Annotated in this window: 19 protein-coding genes and 1 tRNA gene; 7 read left to right on the forward strand and 13 right to left on the reverse strand. The window is 68.0% G+C overall.

Translation table 11 applies throughout. The features are described 5' to 3' along the window. Positions 1-74 precede the first annotated feature (74 nt). On the reverse strand, positions 75-1,181 hold the full coding sequence (gene dapC / locus ABZ004_RS16940; protein ID WP_355680790.1) for a succinyldiaminopimelate transaminase: 1,107 nt from the start codon (positions 1,179-1,181) through the stop codon (positions 75-77). 22 nt (positions 1,182-1,203) lie between these two features. Beyond that, complete coding sequence (locus ABZ004_RS16945; protein WP_355680791.1) at positions 1,204-1,677, reverse strand: MarR family transcriptional regulator; 474 nt, start codon at positions 1,675-1,677, stop codon at positions 1,204-1,206. A gap of 92 nt (positions 1,678-1,769) precedes the next feature. Here ABZ004_RS16945 and ABZ004_RS16950 point away from each other — a divergent pair, with 92 nt between their 5' ends. Continuing rightward, positions 1,770-2,147, forward strand: coding sequence for a DoxX family protein (locus ABZ004_RS16950; RefSeq protein WP_355680792.1), 378 nt, complete (start codon positions 1,770-1,772; stop codon positions 2,145-2,147). Here the strand turns inward: ABZ004_RS16950 and ABZ004_RS16955 are convergent. From ABZ004_RS16955 to ABZ004_RS16965, 3 genes are all read right to left on the reverse strand, one after another. Continuing rightward, entirely contained in the window at positions 2,144-2,437 is a 294-nt protein-coding gene (locus tag ABZ004_RS16955; RefSeq protein WP_355680906.1) for a co-chaperone GroES, read from the reverse strand. The two genes, ABZ004_RS16950 and ABZ004_RS16955, sit on opposite strands and share 4 nt — an antisense overlap. A gap of 41 nt (positions 2,438-2,478) precedes the next feature. Continuing rightward, positions 2,479-2,742, reverse strand: a complete 264-nt coding sequence (locus ABZ004_RS16960; RefSeq protein ID WP_355680793.1) for a DUF3618 domain-containing protein — start codon at positions 2,740-2,742, stop codon at positions 2,479-2,481. A gap of 67 nt (positions 2,743-2,809) precedes the next feature. Further along, a complete protein-coding gene (locus tag ABZ004_RS16965; protein WP_355680794.1) occupies positions 2,810-3,847 on the reverse strand; it encodes a glucose 1-dehydrogenase in 1,038 nt (345 codons plus the stop codon). A 147-nt stretch (positions 3,848-3,994) separates the two neighbouring features. On the opposite strand from ABZ004_RS16965, the gene bcp reads away from it, so the two are divergent. The 4 genes from bcp to ABZ004_RS16985 all read left to right on the forward strand — a co-directional run bounded on the left by bcp (position 3,995) and on the right by ABZ004_RS16985 (position 9,676). Continuing rightward, complete coding sequence (gene bcp, locus ABZ004_RS16970) at positions 3,995-4,462, forward strand: thioredoxin-dependent thiol peroxidase (RefSeq protein ID WP_355680795.1); 468 nt, start codon at positions 3,995-3,997, stop codon at positions 4,460-4,462. 338 nt (positions 4,463-4,800) lie between these two features. Further along, a complete protein-coding gene (locus ABZ004_RS16975) occupies positions 4,801-6,426 on the forward strand; it encodes a substrate-binding domain-containing protein (RefSeq protein WP_355680796.1) in 1,626 nt (541 codons plus the stop codon). Positions 6,427-6,478: 52 nt separating this feature from the next. Beyond that, positions 6,479-6,560 (forward strand) — tRNA-Leu (locus ABZ004_RS16980). 188 nt (positions 6,561-6,748) lie between these two features. Beyond that, the gene (locus ABZ004_RS16985) at positions 6,749-9,676 is read left to right on the forward strand and encodes a glycoside hydrolase family 48 protein (protein WP_355680797.1); all 2,928 of its coding nucleotides are present in this window, start codon (positions 6,749-6,751) and stop codon (positions 9,674-9,676) included. A 60-nt stretch (positions 9,677-9,736) separates the two neighbouring features. Here ABZ004_RS16985 and ABZ004_RS16990 read toward each other — a convergent pair whose 3' ends face one another. From ABZ004_RS16990 to ABZ004_RS17005, 4 genes are read right to left on the reverse strand one after another with little or no spacing between them, the layout of a single operon-like run. Then, positions 9,737-10,321, reverse strand: coding sequence for a hypothetical protein (locus ABZ004_RS16990; RefSeq protein WP_355680798.1), 585 nt, complete (start codon positions 10,319-10,321; stop codon positions 9,737-9,739). A gap of 1 nt (position 10,322) precedes the next feature. After that, a complete protein-coding gene (gene rdgB / locus ABZ004_RS16995; RefSeq protein ID WP_355680799.1) occupies positions 10,323-10,928 on the reverse strand; it encodes an RdgB/HAM1 family non-canonical purine NTP pyrophosphatase in 606 nt (201 codons plus the stop codon). Continuing rightward, positions 10,925-11,641: a ribonuclease PH gene (gene rph / locus ABZ004_RS17000; protein ID WP_355680800.1), complete on the reverse strand. Its 717-nt coding sequence runs from the start codon at positions 11,639-11,641 to the stop codon at positions 10,925-10,927. The genes rdgB and rph overlap by 4 nt, the downstream gene beginning before the upstream one ends. A gap of 10 nt (positions 11,642-11,651) precedes the next feature. After that, on the reverse strand, positions 11,652-12,518 hold the full coding sequence (locus ABZ004_RS17005; RefSeq protein WP_355680801.1) for an SGNH/GDSL hydrolase family protein: 867 nt from the start codon (positions 12,516-12,518) through the stop codon (positions 11,652-11,654). A 147-nt stretch (positions 12,519-12,665) separates the two neighbouring features. On the opposite strand from ABZ004_RS17005, the gene ABZ004_RS17010 reads away from it, so the two are divergent. After that, on the forward strand, positions 12,666-13,841 hold the full coding sequence (locus ABZ004_RS17010; RefSeq protein WP_355680802.1) for a Gfo/Idh/MocA family oxidoreductase: 1,176 nt from the start codon (positions 12,666-12,668) through the stop codon (positions 13,839-13,841). Here the strand turns inward: ABZ004_RS17010 and ABZ004_RS17015 are convergent. The 3 genes from ABZ004_RS17015 to murI form a co-directional block, all read right to left on the reverse strand. Beyond that, positions 13,838-14,665 carry an alpha/beta hydrolase gene (locus ABZ004_RS17015; RefSeq protein WP_355680803.1) on the reverse strand — a complete coding sequence of 276 codons (828 nt, stop codon included), beginning with the start codon at positions 14,663-14,665 and terminating at the stop codon, positions 13,838-13,840. The genes ABZ004_RS17010 and ABZ004_RS17015 overlap by 4 nt on opposite strands. After that, on the reverse strand, positions 14,665-15,411 hold the full coding sequence (locus ABZ004_RS17020; protein ID WP_355680804.1) for an MBL fold metallo-hydrolase: 747 nt from the start codon (positions 15,409-15,411) through the stop codon (positions 14,665-14,667). The genes ABZ004_RS17015 and ABZ004_RS17020 overlap by 1 nt, the downstream gene beginning before the upstream one ends. Before the next feature lie 125 nt (positions 15,412-15,536). Continuing rightward, entirely contained in the window at positions 15,537-16,340 is an 804-nt protein-coding gene (gene murI / locus ABZ004_RS17025; protein ID WP_355680805.1) for a glutamate racemase, read from the reverse strand. 169 nt (positions 16,341-16,509) lie between these two features. Here murI and ABZ004_RS17030 point away from each other — a divergent pair, with 169 nt between their 5' ends. Next, the gene (locus tag ABZ004_RS17030) at positions 16,510-16,875 is read left to right on the forward strand and encodes a hypothetical protein (RefSeq protein ID WP_355680806.1); all 366 of its coding nucleotides are present in this window, start codon (positions 16,510-16,512) and stop codon (positions 16,873-16,875) included. A gap of 13 nt (positions 16,876-16,888) precedes the next feature. Here ABZ004_RS17030 and ABZ004_RS17035 read toward each other — a convergent pair whose 3' ends face one another. Further along, a complete protein-coding gene (locus ABZ004_RS17035; protein ID WP_355680807.1) occupies positions 16,889-17,836 on the reverse strand; it encodes a pyridoxal-phosphate dependent enzyme in 948 nt (315 codons plus the stop codon). Between the last annotated feature and the right edge of the window lie 2 nt (positions 17,837-17,838).

A 17,838-nucleotide genomic window follows, 5' to 3' on the forward strand; every position in this document is an offset into this window, starting at 1 on the left:
AAGCCCAGGCAGCTCCCACTACCTACCTAGATGCTTCCACTACTGAAGACGTCACACTCCTGCCAAAGGTTCTGTTATTCCTGCAGCCGCTTGACCGCCGCGTCGACTCGCTCGTCGGTACCGGTCAACGCCACCCGCACATGCCGTTCCCCGGCCGTCCCGTAGAAGGCACCGGGCGCCACCAGGATCCCGCGATCCGCCAGCGCGGCCACGGATTCATACGCGTCGTACGCCGGGTGCTCGGCCCACAAGTAGAGGCCGCCCTGCGACAGGGTGATCTCCCAGCCCGCATCGGTCAGCGCCTGCCGCAGTACCGACCGGCGGCGTTCGTACCGCGCCCGCTGCTCGTCGACATGGACGTCGTCTGCAAACGCAGCAGCCATCGCTGCCTGGATCGGCGCCGGGACCATCAGGCCGGCGTGCTTACGAACCGCCAGCAACTCGGTCACCACTGCCTCGTCGCCGGCGATGAAGCCCGCCCGGTAGCCGGCCAGGTTCGACCGCTTCGAGAGCGAGTGCACTGCGAGCAGGTTGTCGAACGAGCCACCGCAGACGTCCGGGTGGAGCACCGACACCGGCTGCGAGTCCCAGCCGAGCTCGATGTAGCACTCGTCGTTCACCAGGAGCACGTCGTTCGCACGGGCCCACTCGACCGCAGCACGGAGGTCTGCTGCCGAGGTGATCTCACCGGATGGATTGCGAGGCGAGTTGAGGAACGCGACCCGCACAGGACCCTCGTACGCCGTGACGTCGGCGACCGGGATGCTCGTGGCCCGCGCCAACGCGGCACCCGCCTCGTACGTCGGATAGGCGAGGTCCGGGATGAGGACGGTGTCGCCTGCGCCGATGCCGAGCAGCGTCGGGAGCAGCATGATCAGCTCCTTCGTGCCGATCACCGGCAGCACGCCGTGCTCCGGGTCCACGCCGGTCACGCCGAGGCGGCGAGCCATCCAGTCGACCGCTGCCTGCCGAGCGGACGTCGTACCGAGTGTGGTCGGGTACGCCGGAGCGTCGGCCGCTGCCGCGAGTGCCTGCTTCACCAGGTCCGGCACCGGGTCGACCGGGCTGCCGATGGACAGGTCGACGATGCCGTCGGGGTGAGCCGCCGCCTTCTGCTTGTAGGGGGCGAGCTTGTCCCAGGGGAAGTCGGGCAGGCGGCTGGACGTGGATGCGAAGGTCACCCCTGCATTCTCCCCCGCTGGATCAGCAGCTGCGGCCGGGGTCCACCTTCTGCAGGATCTGCTCGCCGATGGCCTTCAGCTGGGCCAGCTGCTCCGGGGTGAGCGCATCGATCACGAGCCGGCGGACCGCGGCGACATGGCCGGGCGCGGCCGCGACCAGCTGCTCCCAGCCCTCGTCGGTCAGGTAAGCGACCGTGATCCGGCCGTCCTCGGACGACGTGCAGCGGCGTACGAAGCCGCGCTGTTCGAGCCGTTTCACCACGTGCGAGAGCCGGGACAGCGAACCGTTCGCGAAACCGGCCAGCTCACTCATCGGGCGGGCCCGGTCGGGCGACTCCGACAGCCCGGCCAGCACCAGGTACTCGAAGTGGGTCAGCCCCGAATCGCGCTGCAGCTGAACGTCCAGGGCGCCGGGCAGCTTGAACATCAACGCCGCCAGCGTCATCCAGGTCTGTAACTCGGCCGGCTCCAGCCAGCGCACCTCATCGTCCCCCATGTACTCATCGTACCGTTAGTTGACGCATCAACTCAGAACCACTATGGTGACTTGAACCGTCAACTAACCGAGTGAGAGCAGGCTGGAACGCTATGAACGTGCTGCTGTGGATTCTGGCCGGGCTACTGGCCGCCTTCTTCCTGGCCGCGGGGCTGACCAAGGTCAGCCAGTCCAAGGAGAAGCTGGGCGAGAACCCGAACATGGCCTGGACCAAGGACTTCTCCGCGGGCACGCTGAAGCTGATCGGCACGGCGGAACTGCTCGGCGCGATCGGGCTGATCCTGCCGGCCGTGCTCGACATCGCACCGGTGCTGGTCCCGCTCGCGGCGGTCGGTCTCGCCGTCATCATGGCCGCCGCGATCGTCACCCACGGGCGCCGCAAGGAGTTCAAGGTGATCCCGCTGAACGCGGTGATCCTGGTCCTCGCCGTGGTGGTCGCGATCTTCCGCTTCGGCCCTAACAGCTTCTAGAGGTACAACCCGGTCTGGCCGTCCTCGAGGCGGCCGGCCGCGACCGCGTGCAGGTCGCGTTCGCGCAGCAGCACGTAGTCGTCGCCGCGGACCTCGACCTCGGCGCGGTCCTCGGGGTCGAACAGCACCCGGTCGCCGATCTCGACGGTCCGCACGTTGGCGCCGACCGCGACCACCTTCGCCCAGGCGAGCCGGCGGCCCATCTGCGCGGTGGCCGGGATCAGGATGCCGGCCGACGACTTGCGTTCACCCTCGGTCTCGAGAGCGACCAGCACCCGGTCGTGCAGCATCCGGATCGGCAGTTTGTCGTCGGCGAGCCGCTTGCGAGGAGTCACCGGCGACCCACCAGCCGGCGGATCAGCAGCAGTACGGCGATCACTCCGACGGCGGCACCGCCGACGGCGACCAGCTTCTGGGTGCGGAGCTGCCCGCGCTCGTCGAAGACCTGCGCCTTGGCCTGCTCGACCTGCCGCTTCGCGACGTTCTTCGGGCTCGCGCGGTCGACCAACTCGTCGACGGTGGAGGCGAGGCGCGCACGGGTGGCGGCGATGTCCGCCTCGATCTGCTCGGCGGTCCGAGCCTTCGTGTCCGACACCTGTCCGACGCTCCCTTCGACTGTTCCAACTGCCCCGGGCTGCCCCGGGAAGGCCCATCCTTGCAGGTCAGGCCTGCAGATCCACGACCACCTTGATGTCAGCTGGGTCCCGGACCAGTCCCGACGTCCAGTTCGACAGCGGCACGGTCCTCGTGATCAGCCGTCCGAGCCAGGCCGGATCCGCTGCCAGCAGGACATCCACGGCATCCGCGTAGTGCCGCTTGGCCGCGTTCACCGATCCGACCAGTACGGCGTTGCGCACCACCAGTTGGCGGACCAGGGCATCCAGCTGGACCTCGATCGACGCCGGTCCGGGCGCGATCCCGGTCAGGCACATGACGCCTCCGGGTGGCAGCAGCCTGGCACTGTCGACCACGACCTGACCCGCGCCGGTCGCCTCGATGACGACGTCCGGAGCGACGTCGAGTTCCGAGAGATCGGTCAGGTACTGCCCGCCGAGGTCGCGGACCAGCCGCGGCTTCGGCCCCTCGGTCGCGCGGTCCAGCACGTGCACGGTGTAGCCGCGTTGCGCGGCGATCAGGGCTGCCAGCAGTCCGATCGGTCCGGCTCCGGTGACGAGAACATGCTCAGGCTGGAACCACGAGCGGGCGGCAACCTGGTCGACCTGGTCCCAGGCCTTCGTCAGGATGCTGGCGGGTTCCACCAGTACGCCGAGCAGCCCGAGCTCGGCGGGCACCGGCACCGCGTAGTACGGGTCGATCCGCCAGCGCTCGGAGCCGTAGCCGTCCATTCCCGTGATGCCGCGTTCGGTGTACTGGCCGTTGCGGCAGAAGTCCCACTCGCCGCGGGCACAGGCCGGGCAGGGCACCGGGTCCGGGCGGCGGACGATGCCCGTCACCAGATCGCCGACGCGGAAGCCGGCGGCCGGTTCCAGCACGCGGCCGAGCGACTCGTGGCCGATGACGAGGCGGTCCGTGCCGGAGCGGCCGGTGCCGAAGTGGCCGCCGACGAGTTCGTGGTCGGTGCCGCAGATCCCGGCGAGGACGCCCTCGACCAGGATCGATCCGTCGGTCGACGGCGGCTCCGCGACCTCGCTGACCGCCGCAGAATCCGCCTTGCCCGGCACCACCGTCATCGCCCGCATGCGGACTACTCCATCAGGCCAGCCGCGTCATGTCGACGGTCACCTCGATCGCCGTGGCGGCGCCGCCCGAGTAGATGCCCCAGCCCCGGGCGGGCTGATGCGTACGGCAGAATGTCGGACAATCAACCGTTGCGAAGGGGAACCTCGATGTCGATGCGTCTGACCGCCGGCGATACCGCACCTGACTTCACCCTCCCCGACGCGGACGGCAACGAGGTCTCGCTGGCCGGCCTGCGCGGCAAGAACGTGATCGTCTACTTCTACCCGGCGGCGATGACACCGGGCTGCACGAAGCAGGCCTGCGACTTCCGCGACTCGCTCGACTCGCTCGCGGCGCACGGCTACACGGTGCTCGGGATCTCGCCGGACAAGCCCGCCAAACTGGCCAAGTTCCGCGATCGCGACGAGGTCACCTTCCCGTTGCTGAGCGACCCGGACAAGACCGTGCTGACGGCGTACGGGGCGTTCGGCGAGAAGACGATGTACGGCAAGAAGGTGACCGGGGTGATCCGGTCCACCTTCGTGGTCGACGGCGACGGCAAGATCGCGGTCGCGCAGTACAACGTGAAGGCCACCGGGCACGTCGCCAAGCTCCGCCGCGATCTCGGTCTCTGAGACTCACCGGGCATTCCGGCCGCTTCGCGAAGGGAAACCCTCGACCGTTTCATGGACCTGGTCCATAGAACGGTCGTTTGAGCAAACTCAAAGTTGTGATTTGGATCACACGATGACCTCACCGGACCGGAGCGGAAAAGCTACCCTCCGTGAGCTTTTCGGGCTTTGCAGGGACGAGCAGTACTCCGCGGCCCTCCAGCGTTCAGTTGCAACCCTGCGTCCATTGCGTGAAGCCAATCCGTGATCTTCGCCCTGACCAGTGCAAACCGGGTAATCTGCGCCCGCAGTCTGCCTCTGGGAGGGAGGGACCTGCCGCGATGGGAAAACACTCCTCTGCGGTGACGAAAAGTAACAACAACCGTCGTCCGGTTTATCTGACCGCCGTCGGCCTACTGGTGCTGTCTTTGGGCGCCGTGTTTGTGGTCCGCTCCTTCGGGTCGGAATCGGGTGCGGACGGATTCCTGGGCAGTGGGTCGTGCGACGACCCGACCCAGATCCAGTTGCACACCACACCCGAGATGCAGCCTCAACTGGAGGCGGCAGCCAAAGCCCTCGGCGCGAAGAAGGACAAGGACGCGCCGTGCCTGCAGTTCACGATCAGCGCGGTCCAGTCGGCGGTCGATGCACACAACATCGCCAACGGCGCGGACAGCAAGCCGGATCTCTGGGTCCCGGACTCGTCGATCTGGGTCGCGCAGGCCGACGATGGTCAGACCGTTCCGACCATCGCCGTTCCGTCGATCGCCATGTCCCCCCTGGTCTTGGTGGGACGGAACGAGAACTTCGCCAACACCTCGTCCTGGCTGGGCGCATTCTCGGGCACCGAGCCGGCCCTGCTCGACCCGCTGACCCAGACGGCCGGCCTGGAGAGCCTGCTCGTGATCAACGCCGAACGGGCCAAGACCTCGGCCTCGCAGAACCAGATCTACTCGGTGACGGTGCCGCTGGCGCAGAAGCTGGGCTCGATGGCCAAGCCCTTCACGGACGTGACCGGCCTGCTCGGCCGGGCCGCCCAGGAGAACAGCCGGGTCGTCGTGCCGACCTCGGAGCAGGCGTTCGTCAAGTACCAGGACGAGCACCCGGACGCCGAGCTGAAGGCGATCGTCCCGGCGACGGGCACGCTGATGTTCGACTACCCGGTCGTGGTCACCGCCAAGGACGACAACGCCACCATCACCGAGGCGGCCAAGTCGCTCGCCGCGGAGATGCTGTCGGACTCGGCCTCCCAGGCCCGCGACGACGCCGGCTTCCGCGACCCGCTGCTGAGCCCGCTCGGCGGCGGCCGGGGCGTCGGTGACATCACCCAGCTGGCCAAGCCGAACGCGACCGCGGTCGAGAAGACGGTGCTGGACTGGACCAGGCTGTCGCTGACCGCGCACTCGCTGGCGGTGATCGACGTGTCCGGCTCGATGAACGAGAAGGTCGGCGACAAGACCCGGATGCAGCTCACCATCGCTGCCGCCGAAAAGGGTCTCGGGCTGTTCCCGAACAACGCCGCGCTCGGGCTGTGGACGTTCTCGACCAAGATCGGCCCGTCCAACGCCGACTACCGCCAACTGGTGCCGATCCAGAAGCTGGACACGGCCCAGCGGAACAAGATGATCAGCGCGCTGCGGCAGCAGAAGGCGATCCCCAACGGTGGCACCGGGCTGTACGCGACGGCGATCGCCGCCGTCCGGGCGGTCAGGCAGGACTACGACCCGACCGCCGTGAACGCCGTCATGATCTTCACCGACGGCAAGAACGACGACCCGGACGGGCCGACGCTGGCCGCGGCGGTCAAGCAGCTGGAGAGCCTCAAGGATCCGGCCCGCCCGGTCCGGATCATCGCCCTCGGCATGGGTCCGGACGTGGACGGCAACGAACTGGGTCAGCTCGCCGCGGCAACCGGCGGTCTGAGCTACGTGGCCCGCAACCCCACCGACCTGCAAGGTGTGTTCATCAACGCACTGCAGAGTCGCTGAGCAATCCCGGAGACCTGCTCCCTAAGATGTCCTAGGGAGCAGGTCTCCCCACGCCAGAGTGGTGGAACGGCAGACACGCCGGCTTTAGGTGCCGGTGCCCTTTGGGTGTGCGGGTTCGAGTCCCGCCTCTGGCACCCGCACGACGCATGCCTGTCATGAAAAGCGATGGATGGTAGCGGCGCGGCCGCAGTCTCGCATCTGAAACGTTTAGGGCGGTGTCGCCGCCTTCTCACCGGCTCGGGCTTCCTCCTACACTGCCGCAACTGGGAGCGTTCCCACGCACGTCAGCCCACGCCACCTGGCCCGACGGAGGGAAGAACCTATGAGGTTTCGCACGAGAACAGGGCGGTTGCGCGCCAGACCGCTCACCCTGGCCATCGCGATGGCCACCGCGGCGGGGCTGATGCAGCTCGTCGCGCCGGCTGCACAGGCCGCTGTGGCCTGCTCGGTGAACTACGCCGTGTCGAACGACTGGGGCAACGGGTTCGTCGCCGACGTCACGATCAAGAACGAAGGCGACCCGATCAACGGCTGGACCCTCACGTGGACCTTCCCGGACGGGCAGCAGGTGACGAACCTGTGGAACGGGAGCTACACGCAGTCCGGCGCCAAGGTCACCGTCAATCCTTTGGACTGGAACAAGAACATCGGTACCGGTGGTACCGCGACCGTCGGCTTCCAGGGCACCAGAGGAGCACTGAACGGCAAGCCCACGGACTTCACTGTCAACGGTGCATCCTGCACGGGCGGCAACAAGGCTCCGACGGTGGCACTGACTTCACCGACGCCGAATCAGTCGTTCCAGAACGGGCAGGCGATCCCGCTCGAGGCCACCGCGTCCGACAGTGACGGCACCGTCGCCAAGGTCGAGTTCCTGGCCGACGGCGTCGTGGTCGGCACCGACACCACCGCTCCGTACCAGGGCTCGTGGCCGGGCGCTCCGACCGGTGATCACGCCGTCTCGGCCCGCGCGACCGACAACCTTGGCCTGACGACCACGACGGCACTCGTGCCGATCAAGGTGCTGGCCGGGGCGACGATCGTGGCCACGCCGGCGACGCTCAACGTCAAGCAGGGCGGCACGGCCACATTCGGCGTGACGCTGGCGAGCCAGCCGTCGTCCTCGGTGACCGTGGCAGTGGCCCGCTCGTCGGGCAGCGCGGACCTCACCGCGGCACCGACGTCCCTGACGTTCAGCACGACGAACTGGAACACCCCGCAGAATGTGACGGTCAGCTCTGCGGCGAACGGCGGCGCCCTGGTGACAGCCGCCTTCTCCGCGACCGCGACCGGGTTCGCGACGGCCACGGTGACCGCCAAGGAGGTCTCGGCGACCATCCCTCCGTTCCAGGAGGCGTTCCTCACGCAGTACAACAAGATCAAGGACCCGGCCAGCGGCTACTTCCGCAAGTTCGGTGACCTGCTGGTGCCGTACCACGCAGTCGAGACGCTGCTGGTCGAGGCGCCGGACCACGGGCACCAGACGACGTCGGAGGCGTTCAGCTACTACCTGTGGCTGGAGGCGAGCTACGGCAAGATCACCGGCGACTGGGCTCCGTTCAAGGCGGCCTGGGCTTCGATGGAGAAGTTCATCATCCCGGCCAAGGCGGACCAGCCGACCAACGACAAGTACAACCCGTCCAAGCCTGCGACCTACGCGCCCGAGCACAACTCAATGACCGGGTACCCCTCCCAGCTGGACACGTCCATCGCGGTCGGCTCCGACCCGATCGCCGCCGAACTGAAGTCGGCGTACGGTTCCGACGACATCTACGGCATGCATTGGCTGCTCGACGTCGACAACACCCTCGGGTTCGGCCGCTGCGGTGACGGCACCACAGCGCCGTCGTACATCAACACCTACCAGCGCGGCTCGTCGGAATCGGTCTGGGAGACCATCCCGCAACCCTCCTGCGACACCTTCAAGTTCGGTGGCCCCAACGGCTACCTGGATCTGTTCACCAAGGACAACTCCTACGCCAAGCAGTGGAAGTACACCGACGCACCGGATGCGGACAGCCGCGCGGTGCAGGTGGCGCTGCTGGCCAGTCAGTGGGCGACCGCGCAGGGCAAGCAGGCTGAGATCGCGTCGGAGCTGGCGAAGGCAGCGAAGATGGGCGACTACCTGCGGTACGCGATGTTCGACAAGTACTTCAAGAAGGTCGGCAGTTGCGTCGGAGCAGCCGCCTGCCCGGCCGGTACGGGGAAGAACAGCGAGCACTACCTGATGTCCTGGTACTACGCGTGGGGCGGCGCGACGGACACCTCCGCGGGCTGGGCCTGGCGCATCGGTGACGGCGCCTCGCACCAGGGCTACCAGAACCCGCTGGCGGCGTACGCGCTGGCGAACGTGCCGGATCTGAAGCCGAAATCGGCGACCGGCCAGCAGGACTGGGCGAAGAGCCTGGATCGCCAGCTCGAAGTACTGCAATGGCTGCAGTCGGCTGACGGCGCCATCGCCGGTGGCGTCACGAACAGCTGGGAAGGCAACTACGGTACGCCGCCCGCGGGCACCCCGACCTTCTACGGGATGTTCTACGACGCGCACCCGGTGTGGCGCGACCCGCCGTCGAACCGGTGGTTCGGCTTCCAGGTGTGGCAGATGGAGCGCACCGCTTCGCTGTACCGGCTGACCGGCGACCCGCGGGCGAAGAAGATCCTCGACAAATGGGTGCCTTGGGCAATCGCCAACAGCACGATCGGCGCGAACGGGGCGTTCCAGATCCCGGCCGACCTGACCTGGACCGGCGCTCCGGACACCTGGAACCCGACCGCCCCGGGCGCGAACGCGAACCTGCGGGTGACCGTTGCCAACCGCAGCCAGGACGTCGGAGTGGCGGCGTCGTTCGCCAAGACCCTGCTGAACTACGCGGCCAAGTCGGGCAGCACCACCGCCCGGACGACCGGCGAGGGTCTGTTGACGGCGTTGCTGGCGCACCAGGACAGCAAGGGCATCGCGATCCCGGAGACGCGGACCGACTACAACCGGTTCGACGACAAGTACGACGCCGCTACGGGTGAAGGCCCGTATGTCCCGCCGGGCTGGACAGGCAAGATGCCCAACGGTGACCCGATCGGCCAGAACTCCACGTTCTTGTCGATGCGGTCGTACTTCACGAACGACCCGGATTGGCCGAAGGTGCAGCAGTACCTGAACGGCGGCCCGGCTCCGACGTTCACCTATCACCGATTCTGGGCGCAGGCCGAGATCGCCACGGCGTTCTCGCTGCAGGCCGAGTTGTTCGGCTAGCCCAGGCTCCGCAGGACGACGCGCCCCTGGCACCACCTGGCCGGGGGCGCGTCCACCAGTTCACAGGCTCTCGAGGTACGCCGTGCCGCGGGGGCTGATCTCGTAGCCGACTTCGAGGCTGTAGGTGAGGCCCAGGTTCTTGAGTTTGCGGACGTCCAGTTTGAAGCTCGCGGTGTCGCGGCCGACCTCGGCGGCCAGATCGCCGGCCCGGGTGTGCGGCTTGGCCTGGATCTGGCGCAGGGTCGCGGTGGTCCAGGCGCCGTGGCGGCTGAGCTCGTCGAGTTTGGCCAGCCGGGACTTCACATCTTCGATGTCCTCCGGCGAGAGGTCCGCGGAGGCGGCGAGTTCCTCGCGGGGGTCGGGGCCCTCGACGAGGTGGAAGCGGATCAGGAAGGTCGGCCAGTCCTCGTTGCCGCGCAGCCGGCGGCGGACGTCGCGCGCGTTCCCCCGATCGGCGGCGAAGATGTCGTCGTCGTAGTCGGAGATCAACTCCGGGTTGACCCGCCGGACGCTGTCGATCTCGATCCGGCCGGCGTTAGTGCGGTAGGTCCGGCCCTCGACCACACGGGGCTCGGCCCAGCGCCGGTACGCCGCGGTGATCTTGCCACTCTCGACACCGTCTTTGTCTGATCCGGCGAACAGCATGTCAGGCTCCCAGTGCTTCGGCGACGATCGGCGCGAGCGCCCGGAGCGCCTTGCCGCGATGGCTGATGGCGTCCTTCTCCTCGATCGAGAGCTCGGCCGTGGTCCGGTCGTATCCCTGCGCCCGGAAGAGCACGTCGTACCCGAAACCGCCGGTACCGCGGAGTTCGCGGATCACCGAGCCGGGCATCTCGCCCCGGACGATGACATCTTCGGCACCCGGCCGGCAGAACGCCACCGCCGCGACGAAGGTCGCGCCGCGCCGCTCGTCCGGGACGTCCTCGAGCTGCCCGAGCAGCAGCAGATTGTTCGCGTGGTTGTCCTTGGCCGGGCCCGACCAGCGGGCCGACAGCACGCCGGGCATCCCGTTCAGCGCGTCGACGCAGATCCCGCTGTCGTCGGCGATCGACGGCAGCCCGGTGACGGCCATTGCGGCGTGCGCCTTGAGCAGCGCGTTGCCCTCGAAGGTCGGCTCGGTCTCGGCCGGTTCCTCGTACGGCGTGACGTCGGCGAGCCCGAGCACCTGGATGCCGGGCACGATCGGCTCCAGGATCCGGCGGAGCTCCTCGAGCTTCTTCTGGTTGTTCGAGGCCAGCAGCACCTTGCTCACGCCAGCGCCTCCTGCTGCAGCTTGGTCAGCTCGGCGCACCCGGCCGCACCGAGCTCCAGCAACGCGTCCAGCTCCGCGCGGTCGAACGGCGCGCCTTCGGCCGTACCCTGCACCTCGATGAACTTGCCGTCGCCGGTGAGCACCAGGTTCATGTCCGTCTCTGCCCGGACGTCCTCCTCGTAGCAGAGGTCGAGCATCGGGGCGCCGTCGATGATGCCGACCGAGACCGCGGAGACCGAGCCGGTCAGCGGTTCGCCCTTGAGCGCCTTGCGGTCGCGCAGGAACGACACGGCGTCCGCGAGCGCGACGTACGCGCCGGTGATCGCCGCCGTCCGGGTGCCGCCGTCGGCCTGCAGGACGTCACAGTCGAGCAGGATCGTGTTCTCGCCGAGCGCCTTGTAGTCGATCACCGCACGCAGCGAACGGCCGATCAGCCGGGAGATCTCGTGCGTCCGGCCACCGATCCGGCCCTTCACCGACTCGCGGTCGGAGCGGGTGTTGGTCGAGCGCGGGAGCATCGCGTACTCCGCGCTCACCCAGCCGAGGCCGGAACCCTTGCGCCAGCGCGGCACGCCTTCGGTCACGCTGGCCGCACACAGCACCCGGGTCTTGCCGAACTCGACCAGCACCGACCCCTCGGCATGGTCGAGCCACTTCCGGGTCAGGGTCACCGGCCGGAGCTGATCAGCAGTACGTCCATCAATACGCGCCATGCCCGAAACCCTAAGCCCGAAGCTGCTGCACCTCCGCATCGGTGGCGTGGGGGAAGGCGGGCGCGCGCCCCGGCGTACCGGGGCGCAGGGTGCGGAGTTGGGTGGCCGCCATCTTTGCCGCCCAGGGGGTGAGGTCATTGGCGCGGCGGCCTAGCCAAGGGATGCCTTCGCGGACCATCCACACGGCGTCGGCCCACTTGGAGGGGGTGTCGCCGAGGCAGTCGAGGGCCGGGGGTTCGGCGATCGGGATGCCGTGGCGGTGGAGCTCGTCGGCGAACGCCCGGGCCAGCCGACGGTGCCCGCGCTCACCGGGGTGCAGCCGGTCAACGCTCCAGAAGTCCCTGCGATAGACCTCCGGATAGTCGGCCATGTCGATCCGGATCCCGCCGAACCGGGCATACAGCTCGTCGTACGCCGTGTTCACCTGCTCTATCCGCTGCCACAACGGCCGCCGCAACCACGACGGCAGGCCGAACACCTGGCCGTGGTCGTGGAAGCGAACCGTCAGCAGCAGCGCACCGCGCGCGGTCAGCTGCTCCGCGCAGTACTGCAGGCAGTCCCGGATCTGGCCGGCGTCGAAGGTCGATCGCAGCGTGTCGTTCACGCCGACGATCAGCGAGGCGAGGTCGATCGGGTCCGAGCCCGTCGCCGGGAGCTGGTCGGCGGCCACCATCGGCGCGGTGGCCCCGCTGGTCGCATGGTTGGAAAACGTCACACGGTGGGAACTGCCCAGGGAGTCGGCGAGCAGCGAGGCCCAGCCCCGCCACCCCTCCCCCGGACGCGCGCCGGCACCGGAAAGGTCGGTGGTACTGCCGTTCATCGGGTCCCCGACACCCACGGTCGTCGAGTCACCGAGTGCCACATAGTGGAGGCTCACGTTCCGTCATGGTGACGGCACCGAACGAGGCCTGGGTGCCGAGCAGATGACGGGTCGGTTGACACCATTCAAGAACCCGGGTGTTGAAGATCGCAAGTGTCCAGACATAGGCTTGTGCAAACAACTATGCGCAGGAGTTGCCAAAACATGACTGACCTTCGGTTCGGACTGGTGGGACTCGGCGCCCGCAGCGGGATCGCCCGGCATGCCCACCGTCCCGGCGAGGGCTCGCAGATCGTCGCGGTCTGCGACCCGTCCGGCGCCCAGCAGCAGGCTGCCCTCGACAACTATCCCGAGGCGAAGGCGTACGGCGACCACAAGGAACTGCTCGACCTGAACCTGGACGGCGTGTTCATCACCACGCCCGACGACCTGCACGAGGACCCGGCGATCGACTTCCTCCAGGCCGGCGTCGCGGTGTTCGTGGAGAAGCCGCTGGCGATCACCACGGCCGGCTGCGACCGGGTGCTGCAGGCGGCGTACGACAGCGGTTCGCGCCTGTACGTCGGGCACAACATGCGCCACATGCCCGTCGTACAGACGATGCGTGAACTGATCCGGTCGGGCGCGATCGGTGAGGTGAAGGCGATCTGGTGCCGGCACTTCGTCGGGCACGGCGGCGACTTCTACTTCAAGGACTGGCACGCCGACCGGAGCCGGACCACCAGCCTGCTACTGCAGAAGGGTGCCCACGACATCGATGTCATGCACTGGCTCGCCGGCGGCTACACCACCCGGGCGAACGCGCTCGGCGGCCTGGTCCTGTACGGCGGGATCGAGGATCGCCAGGATCGCTCCGGCCAGCGGTTCGCCGACTTCGTCTCCGAGGACAACTGGCCACCGTTGGAGCAGAAAGGTCTCGCGCCGGTGATGGATGTCGAGGACCTCTCGATGGCGAATCTCCAACTGGACAACGGGGTTTTCCTCACCTACCAGCAGTGCCACTTCACCCCGGACTACTGGCGCAACTACACCGTGATCGGCACGGCCGGGCGGCTGGAGAACTTCGGCGACGGCTCCGGCGATGTGGTGAAGGTCTGGAACAGCCGCCGCTCCGGCTACCGCGAGGACGCCGATCTGGTGGTCGAGATCCCGGAGGCCGAGGGCGGCCACGGCGGCGCGGATCCCCGCCTGGTGGCGGAATTCATCGGCTTCGTCCGCGACGGCGGCGCCACCTTGACCTCACCGGTCGCGGCCCGCGCAGCCGTTGCCGCCGGCTACGCGGCGACCACCTCTTTGCGATCGGGAGGCGCCCCGGTCGACATCCCCGCTCTCGACCAGGAGCTGATCGAGTACTTCGACCGCGGCCAGTCGCGCGGCTAACCGACGATCTCGGCCAGCACGTCCCGTACGGCGTCCGGTCGCTCGCGATCCAGCGAGTGGCCGGCGCCTTCGATCAGCCGGAACTCGTGCTGGGCAACATGTTTCGCCAGTTCCTGTACTGCGCTCGCCGGCCTCGGGTCCCCGTCGCCATGAACGAACCAGACCGGCGCGGTGACGGCAGCCGCGATGCGCGCACGGTCGTCGTCGGTCCGCGCAAAGGTCTCGGCACTGATCGCACGGTTGGCGGCGAAGTTGATCGGATAAGGGAAGGCCGCATCCTCCAGCCCCCACTTCCAGGCCTGCTCGCGATCAGCGTGATCGGTGAACCACGACAGCGCCCGGAACTCGATTTCCTCTTCCTGGCTACGCTTCCGGCCGACCAGGCTGTCGAGCCGCTCCTGCTGCTCAGGTGTCATCCGGCGCGCCACCTCCTCGTCGTACGGAGTCCGCCAATCGCCCAGGCCGAGGCCCGACAGGAAGCCGACGCGGAGAACGCTGTCCGGGTACGCCGCGGCGTAGTCGAGCGCGAGCGTGGCGCCGAAGGAGTGGCCGATGACAACGATCTTCTCGTCGCCCCAGTACAGCCGGAGCTCCTCGATGTCGTCCCGCAGCCGCTGCATCGTCTGGTCGTCGGAGGGATCCGACCCACCACATCCCCGCTGGTCGAACCGGTGCACGACCCGACCTTCGATCAGGTCTGCCATAGGTTCCAGGTAGTCCCACAGACCCGGCCCGCCGTGCAAGAGGACAACGGGTGGCGCCGCGGACGGCGTACCGGAAGTGAAGGTGCGCAGGCGGACGCCGTCGGACAGCTCGACCAGCATCAGATCTCGAAGGTGGCGTCAGGAGTGGCGACCAGGACCTCGCCGGGGAAGGTGCGGCGGGCACCTTCCGCCTGGATGTCGCGGTCGAACCAGGGCGGGACGTGGGTGATCACCAGGCGCTTCACACCGGCTCGTTTCGCATGCTCACCAGCATCGGCGGGGGTGAGGTGCAGATCAACCGGATTGTTCGGGTCGTCGTCCTTCAGGGCTGCTTCGGACAGCAGCAGGTCGGCGCCGCGGGCAAGCTCGATCAGGCCGTCGTTCGGACCGGTGTCGCCGCTGAAGACGAGGGACTTGTTGCCGTGCTCAACCCGGATCGAGTACGCCGGGACCGGGTGGACGGCGGGGATGGTCCGGACCGTGAACGGCCCGATCTGCTGGATCTCCTGCCAGCTGTGGAATTCCAGCTGCTCCTCCATCCCCGGATCTTCGGGCAGGTCGTAGGCAAGCGCCATCCGGCCCGCCGCGCCGGCCGGGGCGAAGACCGGGATCCGCGGGAACGGCGCGACCGGCGAGTACTTCGCCGCGACGTACAGGCCACAGAGATCCATGCAGTGATCAGGATGCAGATGGGACAGGCCGATCGCGCCGATCCGGGTCACGCTGAGATGCCGTTGCAGGGCGCCCAGCGCGCCACTGCCCAGGTCGAGGACCAGATGGAATCCCTCGGCGCTGACCAGATAGCTCGAGGCAGGCGAGTCCGGCCCGGGGACGGACCCGGAGCAGCCGAGCACAGTGAGCTTCATATCTTGAACATTACCGGCGGGTTGCCCGGTTCGCAGACGACATCAGGGCGTCGCGGATCAGCTGAACCGGTTACCTGGCGGCGATTCCGGCCGGAACCGGTGCCGAGGACAACAGTAGGGATGACCTAGCGAACCCACGCGAACTGGTCCACGCCGGACAGCACCGGGCCGAGGAAGCGCGAACCGATCGCCGCGAACTCCGCCGGGTTGCCGGTGGTGACGAAGCGGTGTTGCGGCGCGGGCAGGTTGTCGGCGCGCAGCAGTCCGCTCTTGGTCAGTACTCCGTATACATCCTTCGCGCACTCCTCGGCGCTGCTCACCAGGCTGACCTCGTCGCCCATCACGTAGGAGATGACGCCGGTGAGCAACGGGTAATGGGTGCAGCCGAGGATGAGGGTGTCCACGCCGGCCTCGACCAGCGGGTCGAGATATTCATGGGCGGCCGCGAGCAGCTCCGGACCTGACGTCGTACCGGCTTCGACGAAGTCGACGAAACTCGGGCAGGCCTTGGTGAGCAGATCGACCTGCGGGGCAGCAGCGAACGCATCCTCGTAGGCAAGCGATGATGCCGTGGCATGCGTGCAGATCACGCCGACATGGTTGTTGCGCGTGGCAGCGACCGCACGCCGGGCAGCGGGCAGGATCACCTCCACCACCGGTACGTCGTACCGCTCGCGGGCATCGCGGAGCATCGCGGCGCTGGCCGAGTTGCAGGCGATCACCAGCATCTTCACGCCGCCCTCGACCAGGTGGTCCAGACACTCCAGTGCGTACTCGCGGACCTCTGCGATCGGCTTCGGACCGTACGGCTGGCGGGCCGTGTCGCCCAGATAGAGGATCGGTTCATGCGGCAACTGGTCCAGCACCGCGCGGGCCACCGTGAGTCCGCCGAAACCTGAGTCGAAGATGCCGATCGGTGCGTCTGCCACACCTAGAACCCTACGTCAGGGCTGTTATCGGGCAGGCTTGTAGGTGAGGCTTACCTGAGATGTGAAACGACACGCCGAAGTTGTCCACATCTTTACTCCCAGGAATTGCAAACTGACGTGACGCAGGCCACTCTTATCGGATGTGTTTCCAACCGCCCCTAGCGATGCCATGAACTTGGCAGTCCAGATCGCGGTGGCCCTGAGCTCCACCGCCGCACCGAATCCGCAACCGACCAACGCCGCGGCCGCAGGTCACGCCGCCGGCCAGGCCGCGGAAACGACCGCCAACAGCACGTCGGCAGACATCGGCTCGGCCATCGGGCCGACCGGGATGCTGCTGCTGCTCGCGGTCGCCGTCTTTGCCGCCTACGTCATCTCGCTCTCGCTGCACCCGAACGCCAAGTGCGGCAGGTGCAACGGGGCCGGCCGGCACAAAGGCACGTTCTTCACCTACGCCCAACGCCCGTGCAGCAGTTGCAAGGGCCGCGGCACTCATCCCCGGCTAGGACGAAAGCTGCTGTTCAAACAGTCCTGATCCGCACGCCCCGTCACGCCCAGAGCTGGCCCTCGAGCCGGTCCTCGGCTTCGTCGATGGTGCCCTCGTAGGCGCCGGTCGACAGGTACTTCCAGCCGCCGTCGGCGACGACGAAGGCGATGTCGGCGGTCTGGCCGTCCTGAACGCACTTGGCGGCCTGGCCGAGCGCGGCATGCAGGATCGCGCCGGTCGAGATGCCGGCGAAGATGCCCTCGTTGTCGAGCAGCTCGCGCACCCGGCGGACGGCGTCCCGGGGGCCGACCGAGAACCTGGCGTCGATCAGCGACGCGTCGTACAGCTCCGGCACGAAACCCTCGTCGAGGTTGCGCAGGCCGTAGACGAGTTCGCCGTACCGGGGCTCGGCAGCGACGATCCTGACCTCGGGCTTGTGTTCCCGGAAGAACCGGCCGGCACCCATCAGCGTGCCGGTGGTGCCGAGGCCGGCCACGAAATGCGTGACCGACGGCAGGTCGGTGAGGACCTCCCGGGCGGTGCCGTCGTAGTGCGCGGCTGCGTTCGACGGATTGCCGTACTGGTAGAGCATCACCCAGTCGGGGTGGTCCGCCGCGACCTGCTTGGCGACCCGGACCGCCTGGTTCGAACCACCCGCGGCCGGCGACGAGATGATCTCGACGCCCCACATCCGCAGGATCTGCCGGCGCTCCTGCGAGGTGTTCTCCGGCATCACGCAGACCATCCGGTAGCCGCGCAGCTTGGCCGCCATCGCCAGCGAGATGCCGGTGTTGCCCGAGGTCGGCTCGAGGATCGTGTTGCCCGGCCGCAGCCGGCCGTCCTTCTCGGCGTCCAGCAGCATCCGCAGCGCGGCCCGGTCCTTGATCGACCCGGTCGGGTTGTGGTCCTCCAGTTTGGCCCACAACCGGACGTCGGCCGACGGGGACAGCTTGGGCAGCCCGACCAGCGGCGTACCGCCGACCGAGTCCAGCAGGCTGTCGAAGCGCATCC

The organism is Kribbella sp. NPDC006257, from assembly GCF_040613535.1.
GTDB lineage: Bacteria > Actinomycetota > Actinomycetes > Propionibacteriales > Kribbellaceae > Kribbella.